Here is a 17,123-nt window from a genome sequence, read left to right on the forward strand (position 1 = left end):
GATGCTCGTCCCCGATCCCGGCTACCAGCTCGACGATGAAGCCACCATGACGACGGTCCATCCGGGGGGCCGCCCCCGCCAGGTCGCGCGGTCGTCGCCTCCGGCGGCTCGCCCCAGCGCGGTCGTCCCGATCGTCTCGGACACACTCCGGATCGGGCGGGCCTCCGACAACGACATCGTCGTGCCCGACCTCATGGTCTCCCGTCATCACGCCGAACTGCGAGTGACCGGCGCAGGCCGGTATCGGGTCGTCGACCTCGACAGCCACAACGGCACCTACGTCAACGGCGCCCGCGTCGATTCGGCGGACCTGTCCGAATCCGACTTGATCGGCATGGGGCATACCACCTACCGGCTGGTCGGCGACGAACTGCGGGAGTACGTCGACACCGGTGACGTGTCGGTCTCGGTGCAGAACCTCATCGTGCGGACATCGGAAGGCAAGGTTCTCCTCGACGAGGTGAGCTTCCCGATTCCGCAGCGCTCGCTCGTCGGGGTCATCGGACCCAGTGGAGCGGGCAAATCGACGTTGCTCGGCGCGGTGACCGGGTTGCGTCCGGCGACAGAGGGGACGGTTCGTTACGACGGACGCGACCTCTACACCGACTACGACGAACTCCGCCACCGCATCGGACTGGTTCCGCAAGAAGACATCCTGCACAGCCAACTTCCGACGCGGCGCGCGCTACTGTACGCGGCCGAACTCCGCTTCCCCGGTGACACGCGCCCCGAGGAGCGCGGGCAGCGGGTCGACGAGGTCCTCGCCGAGCTCGGCTTGGCCCGGCATGCCGACACCCGCATCGATAGGCTCTCCGGTGGCCAGCGCAAACGGGTGAGCGTCGCACTGGAGTTGCTGACCAAACCGTCTCTGCTGTTCCTCGACGAGCCGACCTCCGGCCTCGACCCGGGCTTGGACAAGACGGTCATGGACATGCTGTCCGAACTGGCCCACGACGGGCGCACCGTGATCGTCGTCACCCATAGTGTCGCGAACCTCGATTCCTGCGACCGCCTCCTCGTGCTGGTACCCGGCGGTCGGCTGGCCTATTACGGACCGCCCGCGGAGGGGTTGCAGCAGTTCGGGCAGCGCAGTTGGGCCGAGGTGTTTCAGTCCTTCGACCGCGAGGAGGACCGCGACTGGGCTGCTGAATTCCGGGAATCGCCACGCTTCGAGCAGTACGTGGAGATCGGGCCGACCGACGATGTCGGCCCGGCGGACGTACACGCACCGGCACCCCCGCCCGCGTCGCAGTCCAAGCTCAGCCAGCTCAGTACGGTGTGCCGGCGATACCTGGCGGTCATCGCCTCGGACCGAAGTTACCTGGCGCTGCTCGGCGTGATGCCGCTGATTCTCGGTGGCTTGATCGCCGCGGTGCCGTCGGGCGAGGGTTTCGCCGGGGCGCCCGGAACCAACACCGATGCCCCCACCAAGCTCATGATCTTGATATTCGGTGCCTGTTTCATCGGCACCGGCAACTCGATTCGCGAGATCGTCAAGGAGCAGACGATCTACCGCAGAGAACGCGCGGCCGGACTGTCCGCAGGGGTCTACCTGATGTCGAAGCTCCTGGTCTTGGGCGTGATCACCATCCTGCAGGCGGCGGTGCTGTTCTTGATCGGCACCATCGGGGTGAGCATGCCGGCGACAGGCGTATTCACCTCGGTCCCGCTGGAGTTGATCCTGGCGATGGCGATGCTCGGCATCGCCTCGCTGGCGTTGGGCTTGCTGGTCTCGGTGTCGGTCAACACCTCGGAGAAGACGCTGCCGCTGCTGATTGTGCTGTCCATGGCGCAACTGGTGTTCACCGGCGGTCTGGTACGGCTGCCCGGCACCCCTGTTCTGGAACAGCTGTCCTACCTGTCGCCGTCCCGCTGGGGCTACGCTGCGGCAGCGTCCACCCTCGACCTGGACACCCTGTCGCCGCACAACGGCGCACCCGACCCGCTGTGGCGACATACCCTGGGCACGTGGCTGATCGACATGGGGGTCGTCGCCGGCCTGGGGGCCGTCTTCCTCGCGCTGGCCGGATACCGGCTGTATCAGCTGCGTCCACGGCGGCGCGGCGCCCGCCCCGCGCGGATTTGACGCCGGCAAACCGATTACGGCACGACCTCGAAGACATCGCCCGGATCGACGTAGTCACAGCGGGCCTCGGCGCCCCGGGGGTCGACCGGATGCGGCCGTGCGATTTCTCCTCGATCGGACCGCCTCTCGGGGATGATGGTGTTGGGTGTGGCGGATCGCATCCATCGCTTCACCGACCGGCCAGTGTGCGGTTCGGATTCGACAGGAGCGGATATGACCGACGGCTCCGGCTCAGACAGCGACTTCGGACGATCAACGGCCGGACTCGAATCCGGCGCGGTGGCCGCCTTCGCAGCCGCGTGGGAATCGGACGCCCCGGCCCCGGCTATCAGCGATTACCTGCCCGACGCAGAGACCTTGCGCTTGGACGCGTTGATCGAACTGATCCGCGTCGACCTGCGCCAGCGCTGGCTGCGCCGGCCCGCGCTCACGCCGTCCGGCGGACCCGAGCCGCCGCCCCGCAAGCGGCTGCGGAACTACTGCGCGGAATTCGCCGAGCTGTCGCCGGACCGCGTTCCGGCCAGCCTGGTCTATGAGGAGTTCGTGATTCGCCGGCACAGCGGCGAGCGGGTCGATCCGAGCGAATATCTGCGCGAATATCCCGCGCAAGCGCCCGAGCTGAGCGAGTTGCTCAATGCCGACGACGAGGATCGGAGCACTCAACGCGCCGGTGCGGACCCGACTGCCATCGCCTCGACCATGGTCGCCCCCGAAGGCACCCGCACCCCGGGCGACGTGTTCGCCGAACAGGAGACGACCGGATCGCAGGTCGCTCGGCTGGACAGCATCCAGGTAGGCGATTGCATCGATGATTTCGATCTGCTCACCGGGCTGGGTAGCGGAGCCTTCGCGCGGGTGTTCCTGGCCCGGCAGCGCTCGTTGCAGCGGCTGGTGGCGGTGAAGATCTCCGCCGACCGCGGCACCGAACCGCAGACGCTGGCCCAGCTCGACCACGACTACATCGTCCGGATCTTCGACCAGCGGCTGCTGGGCGAACCGGACCCGCACGGTGATTCCCGCAGCCGCCGACTGCGGCTGCTGTACATGCAGTTTCTGCCCGGTGGCACCCTGCTGGGTGTGTTGCGCCGGGTCCGGTCCACCCCTGCCGACCAGCGCAGCGGTCGGTTGCTGCTGGACGCGGTCGACGCCGCGATGGAGGAGAAGGGTGAGATCCGCCCGACCGATTCCAGCGTGCGCGCCGAGATCGCGGCACTGTCGTGGCCGGAAACCGTGGCCTGGCTGGGCCGCCGGCTCGCGGAGGCGCTGGCCTACGCCGACGAGCACGGCGTGCTGCATCGCGACGTCAAACCGGCGAACGTGCTGCTCACCGCCGAAGCGGTGCCGAAACTCGCCGATTTCAACATCAGTTTCAGCCGCGAGGTGGCCGGCGCCAATCCGGTGGCGTACTTCGGTGGGTCGCTGTCGTACATGTCGCCGGAACAATTGGAGGCCTGCCATCCCGGCTACCACCGTTCCGCCGACGATCTGGATACCCGTTCCGACATCTACTCGCTGGGTGTGGTGCTGTGGGAGCTGCTGACCGGTGCCAAGCCGTTCGACGACAGCACCGCGGGTGAGCGCAGCGACTCCACCGCGCTGGGGGCGATGCTCGCACGTCGCCGTGCCGGTGTGGATTCGGCTGCGCTGCAACGGATTCCGTCCGATTGTCCGGCGGCACTGTGCAGGGTGTTGCTGACCTGCCTGGCGCCCACGCGTGACAAGCGGTGGTCCAACGGCAACGAACTGGCCCAGCAGTTCGAACTGTGCCTGGACGCGCGGGCCCGCGAACTGGTGGATCCGGCACCCACCAGCTGGCGTTTCCGGGCGCGGAGGTGGCTGGTGCCGCTGGTGGTGCTGGCCTTCGGCGCCCCGAATGTGATTGCGGCCGTGTACAACACGCTGCACAATCGAACCCTGATCATCGACCGGATGAGTGTGTCCGCCCAACAGACATGGTGGATTTTCACCAGCACGGTGAACGCGGTCTTCTTCCCGGTGGGTGTCGTGACCGTGCTGTACTTGTCGCGCTATCTACTCGCCGTTCCGCGCGGTATGCGGCGCGGACGCGAATACGACTCCCGGATACTCGCCCGCGCCAGATCCGATGCCCTGCTGTTCGGTGATCGGTGTGTGGTGGTGGCGTTCTCGCTCTGGAGCCTGTCGGCGATTCTGTTCCCGCTCGTGCTGCACTTCGCGACCCACGAGCTCACCGGACAGGAGATGGTGCACTTCGTGGGCGGGCTGCTGGTGTGCGGCGCGATGGCGGTGGCATATCCGTTCTTCCTGGTGACCTTCTACATGGTCCGCTGCGTCTACCCGCTGTTTCTCCGGCACGGCGACATCAGCCGCGAGGATGCGGTGCAGCTGCGCCGGCTCGATCGCCGCTGCAACGGATATCTCGCGGTGGCGGCGTCGGTGCCACTGCTGGCGGTGGCCGGGGTGACATTCCTGCCGCTGAGCGATACTCCGAAGATCATCGTCGCGGTGCGGGTGTTGTGCGTGGGGTCCATCGTCGCCTTCGTGGTCGCCTATGTGCTGTTCCGGGCGCTCGAGGCCGATCTGCGCGCGCTGGAGCGAGTGGTGGATCCCGAACATCAGGAGGCTGCCGGTCGGCGTTGAGCTTCCGAAACTCGCCGACTTCTCGACGCTCCGATCAGCGAATCGTCCCCGCAATGAAGAGAGTTCGTTTCACTCCCGGATATGCGGGTATCGGATGGTTCGAGCCACCGCTGATCGCAGCCGGTCGCCGGATCGGTGCGAGGTGAGCGAAAGTGAGGAGATTGCTGTGATCACTCTCGGGGTTGTCCTTCTGGTGCTCGGTTTCCTGCTCGGGATTCCGATCCTGTGGACGCTGGGCATCATCGCGCTGGTCGTGGGAGCTGCGCTGGCTCTGCTGGGAGCGCTGGGGCGCCCGGTGGCCGGCCGCGCGCACTACTACTGACGCGCGCGGCCGCCGCGGGCTGCGCGCGGCAGCGACGTGAACACGCGACCGCCCCGGAAGCCGATTTCCGGGGCGGTTTCGCATAAGTCGCGGACGTCAGCGCAGCAGGAATTCCATGGTGACCCGCTCGAACGCCTCCTTGGCCTCGATCATCACCCAGTGCCCGCAGTTCGGGAAGATGTGCAGTTCGGCGTCGGGAATCAGGCGCATCGGGATCATCGGCATATCGGGTGGGCACTGGCGGTCGTCGCGACCCCAGGTCAGCAGGGTGGGGCACTGCACCGTACCCAGCATGGACCAGTACGGCGGCACTCCGGAGGTGGCCATCATCTGCTGTTGCGCGGCGAACGCCCGGGAGCCGTACATCGCCGCGAGCGTCTTGTGCGAGTCCGGATCCTTCGCGGTTTCCCAGCGCTCCTCGATGCGTTCTTCGGTGATCAAGCTGCGGTCGTAGACCATGCATTCCAGCCAGCGCACCAGTTTCTCGCGACTCGGGGCGTCGGCGAAGTCCTGCAGCAGTCGCGTGCCCTCGCTCGGGTTCTGGCTGAAGATGTTGGGCCCCAGACCGCCGATGGTGACCAACTTGCGCACGCGCGCAGGGTGTTTCATCGCCACGTTGACGCCGACCACCCCGCCCATCGAGTTGCCGATCATCGCGGCGGACTCGATGCCCAGCGCATCCATGAATCGGACGACCGACGACCCCGCGGTCAGCACGGGATGCCCGTCGACGGGATCGCTCACCCCGAATCCCGGGAACTCCAGCACGTAGCAGTGGAACCGCTCCGCGAACGCGCCGAGGTTGCCCCGGTAGTTCCGCCACCCGCTGACGCCGATCCCGGAGCCGTGCAGCAGCAACAGCGGCGGACCGTTCCCGGCCTCGTGGTATCGCAGCACGCCCTTGTCCGTCGCGATCTCCCGCGCGGTCCCCTCGTAACTCACATCCATGCCGCCACACTAGAACACGTTTCAGTTCGGTGGCGGCGTCCGTCATGCCAGCAGGACGTGCTGGCGGACGTCGATGTAGCCGTCGCGGAAGAGGTCGGCGCAGCCGGTCAGGTAGCGGAGGTAGCGGTCGTAGACGGCCGGGGAGGTCAGGGCGACGGCTTCGGGCCGGTGGTCGCGGAGGGCCTGTGCCCAGAGGTCGAGGGTGTGGGCGTAGTGCGGCTGCAGCGATTGGACGTCGTGCAGGGTGAAGCCGGCTCGTTCGGCGTATTCGCCGATCCACTGCGGCTGCGGAAGTTGACCGCCGGGGAAGATCTCGTCGAGGACGAACTTGCTGAACGCCAGATATTCGTGGGTGAGGGGGATGCCCATCTCGCGGAGCTGGTGGCGGTGGAAGCCGATGATGGTGTGCAGCATCATGCGGCCGTCCGGGGGCAGCAGGTGGTGGCAGCGGTCGAAGAACGCGTCGTAGCGTTCGCGCCGGAAATGTTCGAAGGCTCCGATCGAGACGATCCGGTCGACCGGATGGTCGAATTCCTCCCAGCCGCGCAGATGCACCTCCCCGGTGCCGGGCGGCAACCGGTCCAGCAGGTCCCGCACGTGCTCGTACTGGTTGCGGCTCAGCGTCAGGCCGATCACGCGCACGTCGTATTTCTCGACGGCGCGCAGCATGGTCGAACCCCAGCCGCAGCCGATGTCGAGCAGGGTCATCCCCGGATGCAGATCGCATTTGCCGAGCGACAGGTCGATCTTGGCGAGCTGTGCCTGTTCCAGGGTGAGGTCCGGTTCACGGAAGTACGCGCAACTGTAGGTGCGCGTGGGATCCAGGAAGAGGGCGAAGAAATCGTCGGACAGGTCGTAGTGGGCCTGCACGTCGGCGTAGAACGGTGACAGATCGGTCATGGTGACCTCTGATGGTCGGTTTCGGGAACGTTCTGTCTCTGATACGAGGTACCCCGGCGGTGGGTTCGACCCCGGCCGCCGCACCATGCGCGCTCGATCAGTATGCGCCTCCCGCCACGGCGAAGGGACGCGATCGGCGGATCGGCCGAGGTCCGGGCAGGTGGCCGCCGAAACCGTCAGTTGCTCCCGTGCGTCGTCCCGCTTCCCCACGCGCTGCGCCGGAGCAGGCGCAGACCGTTGAGTCCGACGATGACCGTGGAACCCTCGTGTCCGGCGACGCCCAGCGGTAGCGGAAGGTGGCCGACGAGATCCCAGGTGATCAGGACGGCGATGAAGGTCGCGGCGATGATCAGATTGGCGATCACGGTGCGGCGCGCGCGGCGCGAGAGGGCGATGACCGCGGGCACGGTGGTCAGATCGTCGCGGATGACGACCGCGTCGGCGGTATGCAGGGTGAGGTCGGACCCGTTGCCGCCCATGGCGATTCCGGCGTGCGCGGCGGCGAGCGCGGGTGCGTCGTTGATGCCGTCGCCCACGGCGGTGACCCGGTCGCCCGCCGCTTCCAGTTCTTCGATCGCGGCGACCTTACCTTCCGGCAACAGCTCAGCCCGGACATCGGTGAGTCCGAGCCGGCCGGCGAGCTGCCGGGCGGCGGCGAGGTTGTCGCCGGTGAGCAGAACCGTTGCGGCTCCGGTGATTTCGGTGAGCGCGCCGACGGCATCGGCCGCTTCGGGGCGCGTCTGATCGGTGATGCCGAGAATCGCGATCGACCGGTGCTCGCGCCGCACGATCACAGCGGTATGCCCCGCGCCCTGTATCTCCGCTACGACGGACGCTGCGTCCTTGTCGGTCGAATCCAGCAGTGCGGCAGGCGATCCCACCTCGATGAGGTGACCGTCCACGGTGGCGGTGACACCGCGCCCGGGTTGCGCGCTGAAATGGTCGACGGGCGGCAGGTCGAGTCCGCGTTCATGACAGGCGCGGACGACCGCGGTGGCCAGCGGGTGCTCGCTGGAGTATTCCGCGCCCGCGGCCCAGCGCAGGACTTCTTCGACCGTGCAGGGGCAATCGGGCAGCACCCGGACATCGGTGAGTTCCGGGACGCCGCGGGTGAGCGTGCCGGTCTTGTCGAAGGCCACCCGGGTGGTGCTGCCCAGCCGTTCCATCACGACCGCGGATTTCACCAGTACGCCGTGCCGGCCGGCGTTGGCGATCGCGGCGAGCAGGGGCGGCATGGTGGACAGCACCACCGCGCACGGTGAGGCGACGATCATGAACGTCATGGCCCGAAGTAGCGAATCGCGCAGCGCCGCACCGAAGATCAACGGCACGGCGAACACCGCGAGCGTCACCGCGACCATGCCCACCGAATAGCGCTGCTCGATCTTCTCGATGAACAGCTGCGCCCGCGCCTTGGTCCGGCCGGCCTGTTCGACCAGGGCGGCGATCCGGGCCACCACCGAATCCTCGGCCCGGCGCCCGACCCGCACGCGCAGGACCCCGGTGCCGTTCGAGGTTCCGGCGAACACCTCGTCACCGGGTGTTTTGTCCACCGGCATGGGCTCGCCGGTGATGGTTGCCTGGTCGACCTCGCTCGCCCCCGCCACGACCGTGCCGTCGGCCGCGATGCGATCTCCGGGACGGACCAGGACCACATCGCCCACCTCCAGATCCGCTGCCCTGACGGTCGTTTCGACGCCCTCGTCGATCCGGGTGGCGGTATCGGGTGCCAGATCGAGCAGGCCGCGCACCGAATCCTCGGTGCGCGCGGTCGCGAACGCCTCCAGTGCGCCCGAGGTGGCGAAGATGACGATCAGCAGTGCGCCGTCGGTGATCTGCCCGATCGCGGCGGCGCCGATCGCGGCCACCACCATCAGCAGGTCGACATCCAGTGTCCTTTCGCGCAGGGCGCGCACGCCGGCCAGGGCGGGCTCCCAGCCGCCGGTGAGATAGCAGGCCAGATAGAGCGACCACCACACCTCGGGAGGTGTGTGCAGGAGCCGGGCCACCGAGCCGGCCGCGAAGAGCAGGAGAGCCGCTGCGGCCCAACGAATTTCGGGAAGTGCGAACGGCCGCGTCCGCCGCGCGGGTATCGCCGTGAGCGCGGCGGGGCGCGTGGCGGCCGGTGCGGACACGAAAACCTCCGAAGGTCGGGAGCGGACAACCCGAGAATAACAGAACACGTGAAGAGGTCTTCATGTATACCTGGTCGGCTAAACTCCACGGTTATGGGACATGGGGTCGAGGGCCGCGATCGGCCGGTTGCCCGGCTGGACAGTGAGTCCGCCGCGCATGTAGCGACCACCCTGCAGGCCCTGGCCACGCCGAGCCGGCTGCTGATCCTCAGTGAATTGCGCCAGGGGCCGCGGCCGGTCTCCGAACTCGCCGAGGCGGTGGGGATGGAGCAGTCCGCGGTCTCTCATCAGCTCCGTCTGCTGCGCAACCTCGGCCTCGTCATCGGAACTCGCGCCGGTCGCAGCATCGTCTACAGCCTCTACGACACCCATGTCGCGCAATTGCTGGACGAGGCGGTGTATCACAGCGAGCACCTGCGTCTCGGCCTGTCCGATCGACCGCGAACGGCCGGCTGAGGACGTTCCGGGACACTTCACGGGCCTTTCGGTCCTGTGGGGGGCCGGTGTCTCCGTTTTGTCCGCGCCGGCGGGAACCGGCCTGCGGGTGGCGTCGGTAAGTGCCGGCCATTTTCGCGGATGTCGACTCGATTCGTCCGATATCGCGCCGCTAGCGCGGCCCTTCCGTGCGCGATCCATCCCCGTTCCGGTTGACAACACCCCATCCCTCGCGCACACTGCTCTTATTAGAGAGCGCTGCTCTCCAGAAAACGAGAGGGCAGTCATGCAGGAACTGTGGAAGTGGGCCAACCTGACCGTCGCGTTCGCCGTGGAGCTCGGCGCGCTGGTGGTGCTGGGACTGTGGGGGTGGCGCGCCGGTGACAGCACCGTGATGAAAGTGATTCTGGCGCTGGGCATCCCGCTGGCCGCCGCGGTGGCGTGGGGAATGTTCGCGGCGCCGAAGGCGAGTTTCGATATTCCGCTGCTCGCGGTGATCACCAAGGTCGTCGTGTTCGGTGGCGCCGCGGCCGCGCTGTGGGGACTGGGCCATCGGGTGGCGGCGGTCGTCTTCGCGGGCGTCGTGATCGCGAATCTGCTGGCGATCAAGCTGGGCCACCTGAATTCGTAGCCCTGAATTCGTAGCGCGCCGGCCCGGAGTCCGGGCCGGCGCCCACGCTCACGGCACGACTTCGAAGACGTCACCCGGATTGACGTAGTCGTAGAAGGCCTTGGCCCCCTCGGGGGTCATCCGGATGCAGCCGTGGGACTGCTCCTCGATGGGCCCGATATGGGTGGCGATATCGCCGTTGAAGAAGACCGCCCAACGCATTTCGGCGTTGTGCATGGTGCTCCAGTGGTACGGCTCCTTGAACGCGACGTGGAAGGTGCCGGGCGGTGTCTCGTACCCGGGCCGCCCGTGCGAGATGGGGGTCGGGCCGTAGACCACGCGGCCGTTGTCCATCAGCCAGCCCTCATTGGTCGACAGGCGCAGGCAGGCGCGTGCGGCGGCCGAACACGGAGCCGAGATCTGGCCGGGCGGGGAAGGAACGAGTTGCGGAACGCCGGGGATGTCGGGGCCGCCGGGCCACACCGGATCGGCGCCCGCGGGCACCGTGACGGCGAATCCGGCAGCCGCGATCGCGGTCGCGGCCGCCGCTCGGATCGTCCATCGGGTGATGCTCGTGCAGTTCATATGCGTCCGACCTCTCTACCCGGCCCGCTGTCCGGCCGAGCCGGGCGGCGGGCACATTCGTCGACAAGCTGGGACGGCACCGTCAGCGATCGATGTGTGCTCGATCACGATGCATAGTTGATCATTGTGACCCGCCGCGGGCCCCGATGGTGCGGAAGAATCCGCCTTGTTATCACAAATCGGGCAGGCCGAGTTCCAGGTTGGGCGCGGCGATACCGCCGTCGATCTCGAGAATCTTGCCGGTGAGATAACTGCCCGCGGGGGAGCACAGGTAGACGATGCCCGCCGCGATATCGGTCGGATCGCCCAGCCGATGCAGCGGCGTATCGGCCTCCATCTTCGCCTTGACCTCGGGATTCTGTGCCACGACCTCGAGTGCGGAGGTCAGCACCGAGCCGACCGCGATGCCGTTGACCCGGATCCGCGGCGACAGATCCGCGGCGGCCAGCCGGGTCCAGTGCGCGAGCGCCGCCTTGGCCGTGCCGTAGGCGAGGAAGCCGCGCCCGGGCGCCCGGCCCATCATCGAGGAGATGTTGACCACCGAGCCGCCCTCGCCGGCGAGCATGTGCGGGACCGCCGCGCGGGTGAGGGCGTGCGCGGTGGAGACGTTGAAGCGGAAGGCCTCCTCGAGGAATTCCGGCGAGGTGGTCAGGAAGGTGTTCGGCATGGTGCCGCCGACATTGTTGACCACGATGTCGATGCGGCCGAATTCGGTGGCGGCGGCGTCGGCCAGTGCCGTGACGGCATCGAGATCCGACAGATCGCAGGCCACGGGGAGGGCGCGCCGCCCCGTCGCCCGGATCTGCTCGGCGACCGCGTCCAGTTGCGACTGCGTGCGCGCGGCGATCGCCACATCGGCGCCCGCCTCGGCCAGGGCGAGGGCGGTGGCGGCGCCGATGCCGCGCCCCGCGCCGGTAACGACGGCGGCGCGCCCGTCGAGTCGGAATTTGTCCAGGATCATCGCTAGTCCTCTCGGTTGTTGTCCTCGCAGTGTTAAGAATTAGCTCTTAACTGTCAAGGACTAGTGCTCAATCCGCTGGTAGGACGTATCGTGCTCAGGGTGGAAGCAGTGAGTGCCCGGGAGCGGTTGATGGTGGCGGGGGAGCGGCTGATCGCCGAGCGGGGATATCTGGTGCCGCTGCGCGATATCGCCGCCGCGGCCGGGCAGCGCAACAACTCGGCGATCCCGTATCACTTCGGCTCACGCGACGGACTCGTCGAGGCGGTGGTCCAGCAGCGGCTGGCGACTTTGGAGGTGCGCCGGTTGGAGTTGCTGGCGCAGCGCCCGGCCGCGGCCGCCGACGATGTGCACACTCTGCTCGACGCACTGGTCATCCCCATGTTCGAACTGGGAGCGCGTGACGAAAGTTCCTATTACGCAAGGTTTCTCGAACAGATCCGCACCCATCCCGCAGTGTCGGACGCGGCCAATCTGGACAGCGCCGAACGGACCTCGGTGCGAGTGATCGTGGGCGGGCTCGACCGCGCTCTTTCGGACCTGCCGCCGCGCCTGCGGCATCGCCGGCTGCGCAGCCTCACCACGGTGCTGTTCGCGCTGCTGGCCGACCACGAACGCGCCGTCGAGGCAGGCCGGATCGCCGCCGACGACCGGGAGGCCTGGGACCAGGTGATCGACATGCTCGCCGGCACCCTCACCGCCCCGGTGACGACGCGTACCCGCTGACCGTGTGACCATCGGTTAGAACCGAATTTCCCTGGATGCCCAGGTTTCGCGCTCGGACGCACGACAGCATCCGAGTGAGCATCACGGCGACGGCACCCCCGGATCGGTGGTGTGGAGCCGAGGCTGGCGGCTCACCACGCCCGCCGATTACCGTGAACCCTGTGGATATCGCGCGCGAGCTGCCCGGCGAACGGTCGGTGCCGCGTACTGGATGGCGTAGTCAGGGCGGGCCGCTACTGGCGGCCGGTGCGGTGGTCGCCGCGGCCGCGGTGCTGCACTTCCACGATCCGCACAGCCAGGGGGCATACGGGATATGCCCGTTCTATGCGCTGACGGGATGGTGGTGTCCGGGCTGCGGTGGACTGCGGGCTGTGCACAATCTCACCGAAGGCCGGGTACTCGACGCACTGCACAGCAACGTATTCGTGCTTCCGCTGCTGCTCACCCTGGTGCTGTGGTGGGGGCGGTGGGCTCTGAGCCGCTGGCGCGGCCGAGCCGACACCGCCTTCCCGTTCACCCTTCGTGGCCAGGCGCAATGGTGGCTGATCGGGCTGCTCGTGCTGTTCACCATGGTCCGCAATACCCCGTGGGGTACATGGTTGGCCCCGGTCTAGGCGGGCATGCTGGAAATATGACCCAGGAAATCGCTGATTCACTGAAGGCTCGGGTGCGCGAGAAGATGCTGCGCCAATTGAACGAGGACGGCGCGCCCGACGCCGAGCAGGACGATCCGCGCCAGATCGCCATCGAGAAGGATCTCGAGGCCATCGACTCCGTTCCCGACGGCGATCCGCTGATCGAAGAATTGGCCGCCCGCTACCTGGTGCCGTAAATCGGATCGTGCCGGATCAGATCGCGCAGGGTGCCGCGCCCTGCCCCGCCTCCGTCAAGCCGGGCCGGGTCTCCGGCAGCGGGGACCACTGGCCGCCGGCATACGTGTAATTCCACGAAGCGCCGTCTCGAACCAGTCGGCTCAGCGCCTCGAGCAGGCGATCCACATCCGCGACCGACGTGCCCAGACCGACGCTCGCGCGCACCGCGCCGTCGACACCGAGCCGCTGCAGCAGGGGATGTGCGCAGAAACGCCCGTCACGCACGCCGATACCGAATTCGGCCGACAGATACGCCGCGACCCGGCCGGGCTCGAACCCGTCGACGGTGAATGCCACGATGCCCACACTGTCGGCACTGTCGGAAAAGATGCGCAGTTGCCGAACGCCCGCAACGGTTTTCAGGCCGTCGCGCAGGCGGCGGATCAAGTGGTGTTCGTGCTCGACCACGGCCTGTTCGTCGAGGGCATACAACGTTTCGCAGGCCGCCGCGACGGCCGCCGCGCCCAACACGTTCGGGGATCCCGCCTCGTGCCGCTGCGGTGCGGGCGCCCAGTGCGCCTGCTCGGTGGTGACCGCGGTGACCGCCCCGCCGCCGGCCAGATACGGCGGCGCCGCATCCAGCCAGTCGCGGCGGCCCACCAGCACACCGGCGCCGAAGGGCGCGTACAACTTGTGCCCGGAGAAGGCCAGGTAGTCGATGCCGGTTCCGCCGGATTCCGCGAACGACTGCAGGTCGATTCGGCGATGCGGGGCCAGTTGCGCGGCATCGACCAGGATGCGGGCGCCGTGGCGATGCGCGATCGCGGTCAGTTCCGCCAGCGGCAGCACCTCACCGGTCACATTCGACGCGCCCGTAACCGCAAGCAGCGCAGCGGGTTCGGCGCACAGCGCGGCCTCGATCCGCCGCAGCGTCTCCACGATCGTCGCGGCGGCGGGAACCACCCGCCGACCGCGGCGCGTCCAGGGCAGGAGATTCGCGTGGTGCTCGATATCGAGCACCACGGTGTCGCCGGGAACGCAGCACGCCAGCAGATTCAGCGAATCGGTGGTGTTGCGGGTGAACACCACCACCTGGTCGTCGGCGCAGTTCACCGCCCGCGCTACCGCAACACGCGCTGCCTCGTAGCGGTCGGTGCTGATGCGGGAGGCGTATCCGGCGCCGCGGTGCACGCTGGCGTAGTAGGGGAGCAGCTCGTTCACGCGGTCGGTGACCTGGGCCAGGGCGGGGGCGCTGGCGGCGTAGTCGAAGTTGGCGTAGGTACGGAAACCGCCCTGTACGAACGGAACTCGCAGATCGCAGCCGGAGACGCGCGCGATCGGTTCACCGGTGCGGCAGGAACGGGTGGCATGGCCGGCGCAGTCCGGCGCCGAGCAGGTGCAGGAGGCGCCGGAGCGGGAGGCGTAGCCGCCGTGAGCGCAAACCTGTTCCGGGACAACGGTTTCGGCGGTAGCGGCGGCAATTGTCGAGACAGCAGTACGCATCGGGGCGATCCCTTTGTTCAGGGACTCCGGACGTGGAGGGTGATCGGAGTCCGCGCTTGCCGTGCTCGGTCGAGCATCGGCCAGGTCGTCACCCGGAGCACCCCACCGCGGAGGAGGGTTGCCGACCAGCTAGCCGGGGCTTGACGCTGGTACTCGTGACCTGAGCCGAGAGTGGCAGAACCGGCCCGGCGTTGTCAAGCACCCGACTCGAGCGAGCAGTGGCGCCGCGCCGCCCGCGAAATCGGCGACGCGTGAAAGGAATTGCGGCTCAGTCCAATCCGGCTGGGCGGTGATAGGTGCCGTTGTAGTACAGCAGCGGGTTGCGCATCGGCTCGCCACCGGTGTCGTCGTGCACCCGGGTGACCAATCCGACCACCAGGGTGTGGTCGCCGATGGGAATCAACCGATGCACGGTGGCCCGCACCCAGATCGGGGTGCCGTGCAGCACCGGCTCGCCCGTCTCCAGCGTCGACCACAACTCCGGGTCGGCGAAACGCTCTTCGGCGGCGCGCGAAAACCGTTGTGCCAGATGCTGTTGATGTTCACCGAGGAAGTGCACGACGACCGAATCGGCCTCGCTCATCGCGTCGATGGACGAGGAGGTGTGCGCGATGTTGAACGAGATCAGTGGCGGATCCAGCGACAGCGAGGCGAAGGAGGTGGCGGTGAAGCCCACCGGGCGTTCCGGCCGGCTCAGGGTGACGATCGTCACTCCCGCGGGGTAGTGGCGCATGGCTGCCCGGTACTGCGCTGCGGTGACGCCGTCGTGCTGAGATTCGAGATGCTGAGGGTCGAGATCGGCCAGCTCGGCGTCGGGTCGCTGGGAACTGCTCACGCCTCCAACCTACGTCGTGCCCGCCCTCCCGCAATCCCGACGCCGTCCCGGCGCCGCCGAACTGCCCCGATACGCTGGACGAATGAGTGATTGGAAGGCTTTCGACGTCGAGCGCACCGGTCACGTCGCGCGAGTGACGCTGACCGGACCCGGCAAGGGTAATGCCATGGGCCCGGATTTCTGGAGTGAACTGCCGCTGATCTTCGGCGAGCTGGACGCCGACCCGGAGATCCGCGCGATCGTGCTCACCGGTTCCGGTAAGCACTTCTCCTACGGCCTCGATCTGCCCGCGATGAGCCCGACCTTCGGTCCGCTGCTGGGCGAGAAGGCCCTGGCCGCACCGCGCACCGATTTCCTCTACGAGATCCGCCGCATGCAGGCCTCGGTGACCGCGGTCGCCGACTGCCGCAAACCCGTGATCGCCGCGATCTCCGGCTGGTGCGTGGGTGGCGGACTCGATCTGATCGCCGCCGCGGATATCCGCCTGGCCAGCGCGGAGGCCAGCTTCAGCCTGCGCGAGGCCAAGGTCGCCATCGTCGCCGACATCGGATCGCTGCACCGGCTGCCGGGCATCATCGGCGAGGGCCATGTGCGCGAGCTCGCCTATACCGGCAAGGACATCGACGCCGCGCGTGCGGAGAAGATCGGCCTGATCAACGACGTCTACCCGGACCAGGAGGCGGTGCTGGCCGCCGCGCACACGCTGGCGGAGGAGATCGCTGCGAATCCGCCGCTGGTCGTGCAGGGCATCAAGGACGTGCTGGATCAGCCCAAGGCCGGCAAGGTGGCCGACGGGCTGCGGTACGTCTCGACGTGGAACGCGGCGTTCCTGCCCTCGGAGGATCTGACCGAGGCGATTCAGGCCGTCTTCGAGAAGCGCAAGCCGAACTTCCAGGGCAAGTAGCGCACGTGCGACGGCGCTCGGCGGGACGCATACGCCCGCGAGCGCCGTCGACCGGCACTCAGTGCCCGCCCTGCTCCTGCAGCCGCTCGAACGCCTCGGTGGTGAGAGTCTCGGCCTTGGCCCGGCCGTCCCAGCCATCGACCTTGACCCACTTGCCGGGCTCGAGGTCCTTGTAGTGCTCGAAGAAGTGCTCGATGGCCTTGCGCTCGAATTCCGGGATGTCGTTGACGTCCTGGATGTGATCCCAGCGCTTGTCACCGGCCGGCACCGCGACGACCTTCTCGTCGCCGCCCGCCTCGTCGCTCATCAGCAACACGCCGACCGGGCGGGCCTCGACGATCACGCCGGGGAACACCGACTCCGGCAGCAGCACCAGGCAGTCCAGCGGGTCGCCGTCGGAGCCGAGGGTGTTCTCGATGTAGCCGTAGTCGGCCGGGTAGACCATCGGGGTGTAGAGGTAGCGGTCCAGCCGCACCCGACCCGTCTCGTGGTCGACCTCGTACTTGTTGCGCTGCCCCTTGGGGATCTCGATGGTGACGTCGAACTCCACGTCATCTCCTTCGTCCGATGCGTATGGCGTTGATGCGGTACGGCTGCTCGCCGGCGTGTGCCGCGGCCGACTCGCCGACCGGTCCGGTGGGCTGCCGACGCGCCAGCTCGTTCGGTGGAACGCCGGCGAGGTGAGGATAGTGTGGTCGATGCGCGCATGGGTGCGGCAGGGAGCGTCCGCCTCACACGGGTGAAT

General features: G+C 67.9%; 18 protein-coding genes and 1 riboswitch. Of the genes, 10 read left to right on the forward strand and 8 right to left on the reverse strand.

The window, feature by feature from the left end; all coding sequences use genetic code 11:
• The 3 genes from RJ03_RS01870 to RJ03_RS37720 form a co-directional block, all read left to right on the forward strand.
• A partial coding sequence (locus RJ03_RS01870; protein WP_051024144.1) for an ATP-binding cassette domain-containing protein occupies positions 1-2,086 on the forward strand: 2,086 nt, incomplete at its 5' end.
• Between the two features lie 213 nt (positions 2,087-2,299).
• A complete protein-coding gene (locus tag RJ03_RS01875; protein ID WP_051024153.1) occupies positions 2,300-4,705 on the forward strand; it encodes a serine/threonine-protein kinase in 2,406 nt (801 codons plus the stop codon).
• A gap of 166 nt (positions 4,706-4,871) precedes the next feature.
• Entirely contained in the window at positions 4,872-5,027 is a 156-nt protein-coding gene (locus RJ03_RS37720) for a DUF6131 family protein (protein WP_086006819.1), read from the forward strand.
• Positions 5,028-5,123: 96 nt separating this feature from the next.
• Here the strand turns inward: RJ03_RS37720 and RJ03_RS01885 are convergent, their stop codons facing one another.
• The 3 genes from RJ03_RS01885 to RJ03_RS01895 all read right to left on the reverse strand — a co-directional run bounded on the left by RJ03_RS01885 (position 5,124) and on the right by RJ03_RS01895 (position 9,010).
• Positions 5,124-5,975 (reverse strand): alpha/beta fold hydrolase, encoded by an 852-nt coding sequence (locus RJ03_RS01885; protein WP_036497421.1) that lies wholly within the window; start codon positions 5,973-5,975, stop codon positions 5,124-5,126.
• Positions 5,976-6,017: 42 nt separating this feature from the next.
• The gene (locus tag RJ03_RS01890) at positions 6,018-6,875 is read right to left on the reverse strand and encodes a cyclopropane mycolic acid synthase family methyltransferase (protein WP_036497422.1); all 858 of its coding nucleotides are present in this window, start codon (positions 6,873-6,875) and stop codon (positions 6,018-6,020) included.
• A gap of 176 nt (positions 6,876-7,051) precedes the next feature.
• On the reverse strand, positions 7,052-9,010 hold the full coding sequence (locus tag RJ03_RS01895; RefSeq protein WP_036497424.1) for a heavy metal translocating P-type ATPase: 1,959 nt from the start codon (positions 9,008-9,010) through the stop codon (positions 7,052-7,054).
• Between the two features lie 93 nt (positions 9,011-9,103).
• Between RJ03_RS01895 and RJ03_RS01900 the strand changes: the two genes are divergently transcribed.
• The gene (locus RJ03_RS01900) at positions 9,104-9,466 is read left to right on the forward strand and encodes an ArsR/SmtB family transcription factor (RefSeq protein WP_036497426.1); all 363 of its coding nucleotides are present in this window, start codon (positions 9,104-9,106) and stop codon (positions 9,464-9,466) included.
• A 265-nt stretch (positions 9,467-9,731) separates the two neighbouring features.
• Positions 9,732-10,076, forward strand: coding sequence for a YrdB family protein (locus RJ03_RS36885; protein ID WP_036497427.1), 345 nt, complete (start codon positions 9,732-9,734; stop codon positions 10,074-10,076).
• Positions 10,077-10,124: 48 nt separating this feature from the next.
• Here the strand turns inward: RJ03_RS36885 and RJ03_RS01910 are convergent, their stop codons facing one another.
• The gene (locus RJ03_RS01910; RefSeq protein WP_051024145.1) at positions 10,125-10,640 is read right to left on the reverse strand and encodes a L,D-transpeptidase; all 516 of its coding nucleotides are present in this window, start codon (positions 10,638-10,640) and stop codon (positions 10,125-10,127) included.
• 172 nt (positions 10,641-10,812) lie between these two features.
• Positions 10,813-11,601 (reverse strand): SDR family oxidoreductase, encoded by a 789-nt coding sequence (locus RJ03_RS01915; protein ID WP_036497428.1) that lies wholly within the window; start codon positions 11,599-11,601, stop codon positions 10,813-10,815.
• Between the two features lie 99 nt (positions 11,602-11,700).
• Here RJ03_RS01915 and RJ03_RS01920 point away from each other — a divergent pair, with 99 nt between their 5' ends.
• From RJ03_RS01920 to RJ03_RS01930, 4 genes are read left to right on the forward strand one after another with little or no spacing between them, the layout of a single operon-like run.
• The gene (locus tag RJ03_RS01920) at positions 11,701-12,324 is read left to right on the forward strand and encodes a TetR family transcriptional regulator (RefSeq protein WP_146161177.1); all 624 of its coding nucleotides are present in this window, start codon (positions 11,701-11,703) and stop codon (positions 12,322-12,324) included.
• A gap of 31 nt (positions 12,325-12,355) precedes the next feature.
• Positions 12,356-12,544, forward strand: a complete 189-nt coding sequence (locus RJ03_RS38910; protein WP_305080233.1) for a hypothetical protein — start codon at positions 12,356-12,358, stop codon at positions 12,542-12,544.
• Positions 12,486-12,938, forward strand: a complete 453-nt coding sequence (locus tag RJ03_RS01925; RefSeq protein WP_051024147.1) for a DUF2752 domain-containing protein — start codon at positions 12,486-12,488, stop codon at positions 12,936-12,938. The genes RJ03_RS38910 and RJ03_RS01925 overlap by 59 nt, the downstream gene beginning before the upstream one ends.
• Positions 12,939-12,967: 29 nt before the next feature.
• The gene (locus RJ03_RS01930) at positions 12,968-13,156 is read left to right on the forward strand and encodes a hypothetical protein (protein WP_036497470.1); all 189 of its coding nucleotides are present in this window, start codon (positions 12,968-12,970) and stop codon (positions 13,154-13,156) included.
• Positions 13,157-13,172: 16 nt separating this feature from the next.
• Here the strand turns inward: RJ03_RS01930 and RJ03_RS01935 are convergent, their stop codons facing one another.
• Both RJ03_RS01935 and RJ03_RS01940 read right to left on the reverse strand, forming a co-directional pair.
• Positions 13,173-14,639, reverse strand: a complete 1,467-nt coding sequence (locus RJ03_RS01935; protein WP_083870542.1) for an aminotransferase class V-fold PLP-dependent enzyme — start codon at positions 14,637-14,639, stop codon at positions 13,173-13,175.
• A gap of 47 nt (positions 14,640-14,686) precedes the next feature.
• Positions 14,687-14,800, reverse strand: a riboswitch (SAM riboswitch).
• 107 nt (positions 14,801-14,907) lie between these two features.
• Positions 14,908-15,372, reverse strand: coding sequence for a flavin reductase family protein (locus tag RJ03_RS01940; RefSeq protein WP_083870549.1), 465 nt, complete (start codon positions 15,370-15,372; stop codon positions 14,908-14,910).
• Positions 15,373-15,556: 184 nt separating this feature from the next.
• Between RJ03_RS01940 and RJ03_RS01945 the strand changes: the two genes are divergently transcribed.
• Positions 15,557-16,378: a crotonase/enoyl-CoA hydratase family protein gene (locus RJ03_RS01945; protein ID WP_036497431.1), complete on the forward strand. Its 822-nt coding sequence runs from the start codon at positions 15,557-15,559 to the stop codon at positions 16,376-16,378.
• A gap of 58 nt (positions 16,379-16,436) precedes the next feature.
• On the opposite strand, the gene ppa is transcribed toward RJ03_RS01945, so the two are convergent.
• Positions 16,437-16,928 carry an inorganic diphosphatase gene (gene ppa / locus RJ03_RS01950; protein WP_036497432.1) on the reverse strand — a complete coding sequence of 164 codons (492 nt, stop codon included), beginning with the start codon at positions 16,926-16,928 and terminating at the stop codon, positions 16,437-16,439.
• Between the last annotated feature and the right edge of the window lie 195 nt (positions 16,929-17,123).

The organism is Nocardia aobensis NBRC 100429, from assembly GCF_000308375.1.
GTDB classification, from domain to species: Bacteria; Actinomycetota; Actinomycetes; order Mycobacteriales; family Mycobacteriaceae; genus Nocardia; species Nocardia aobensis.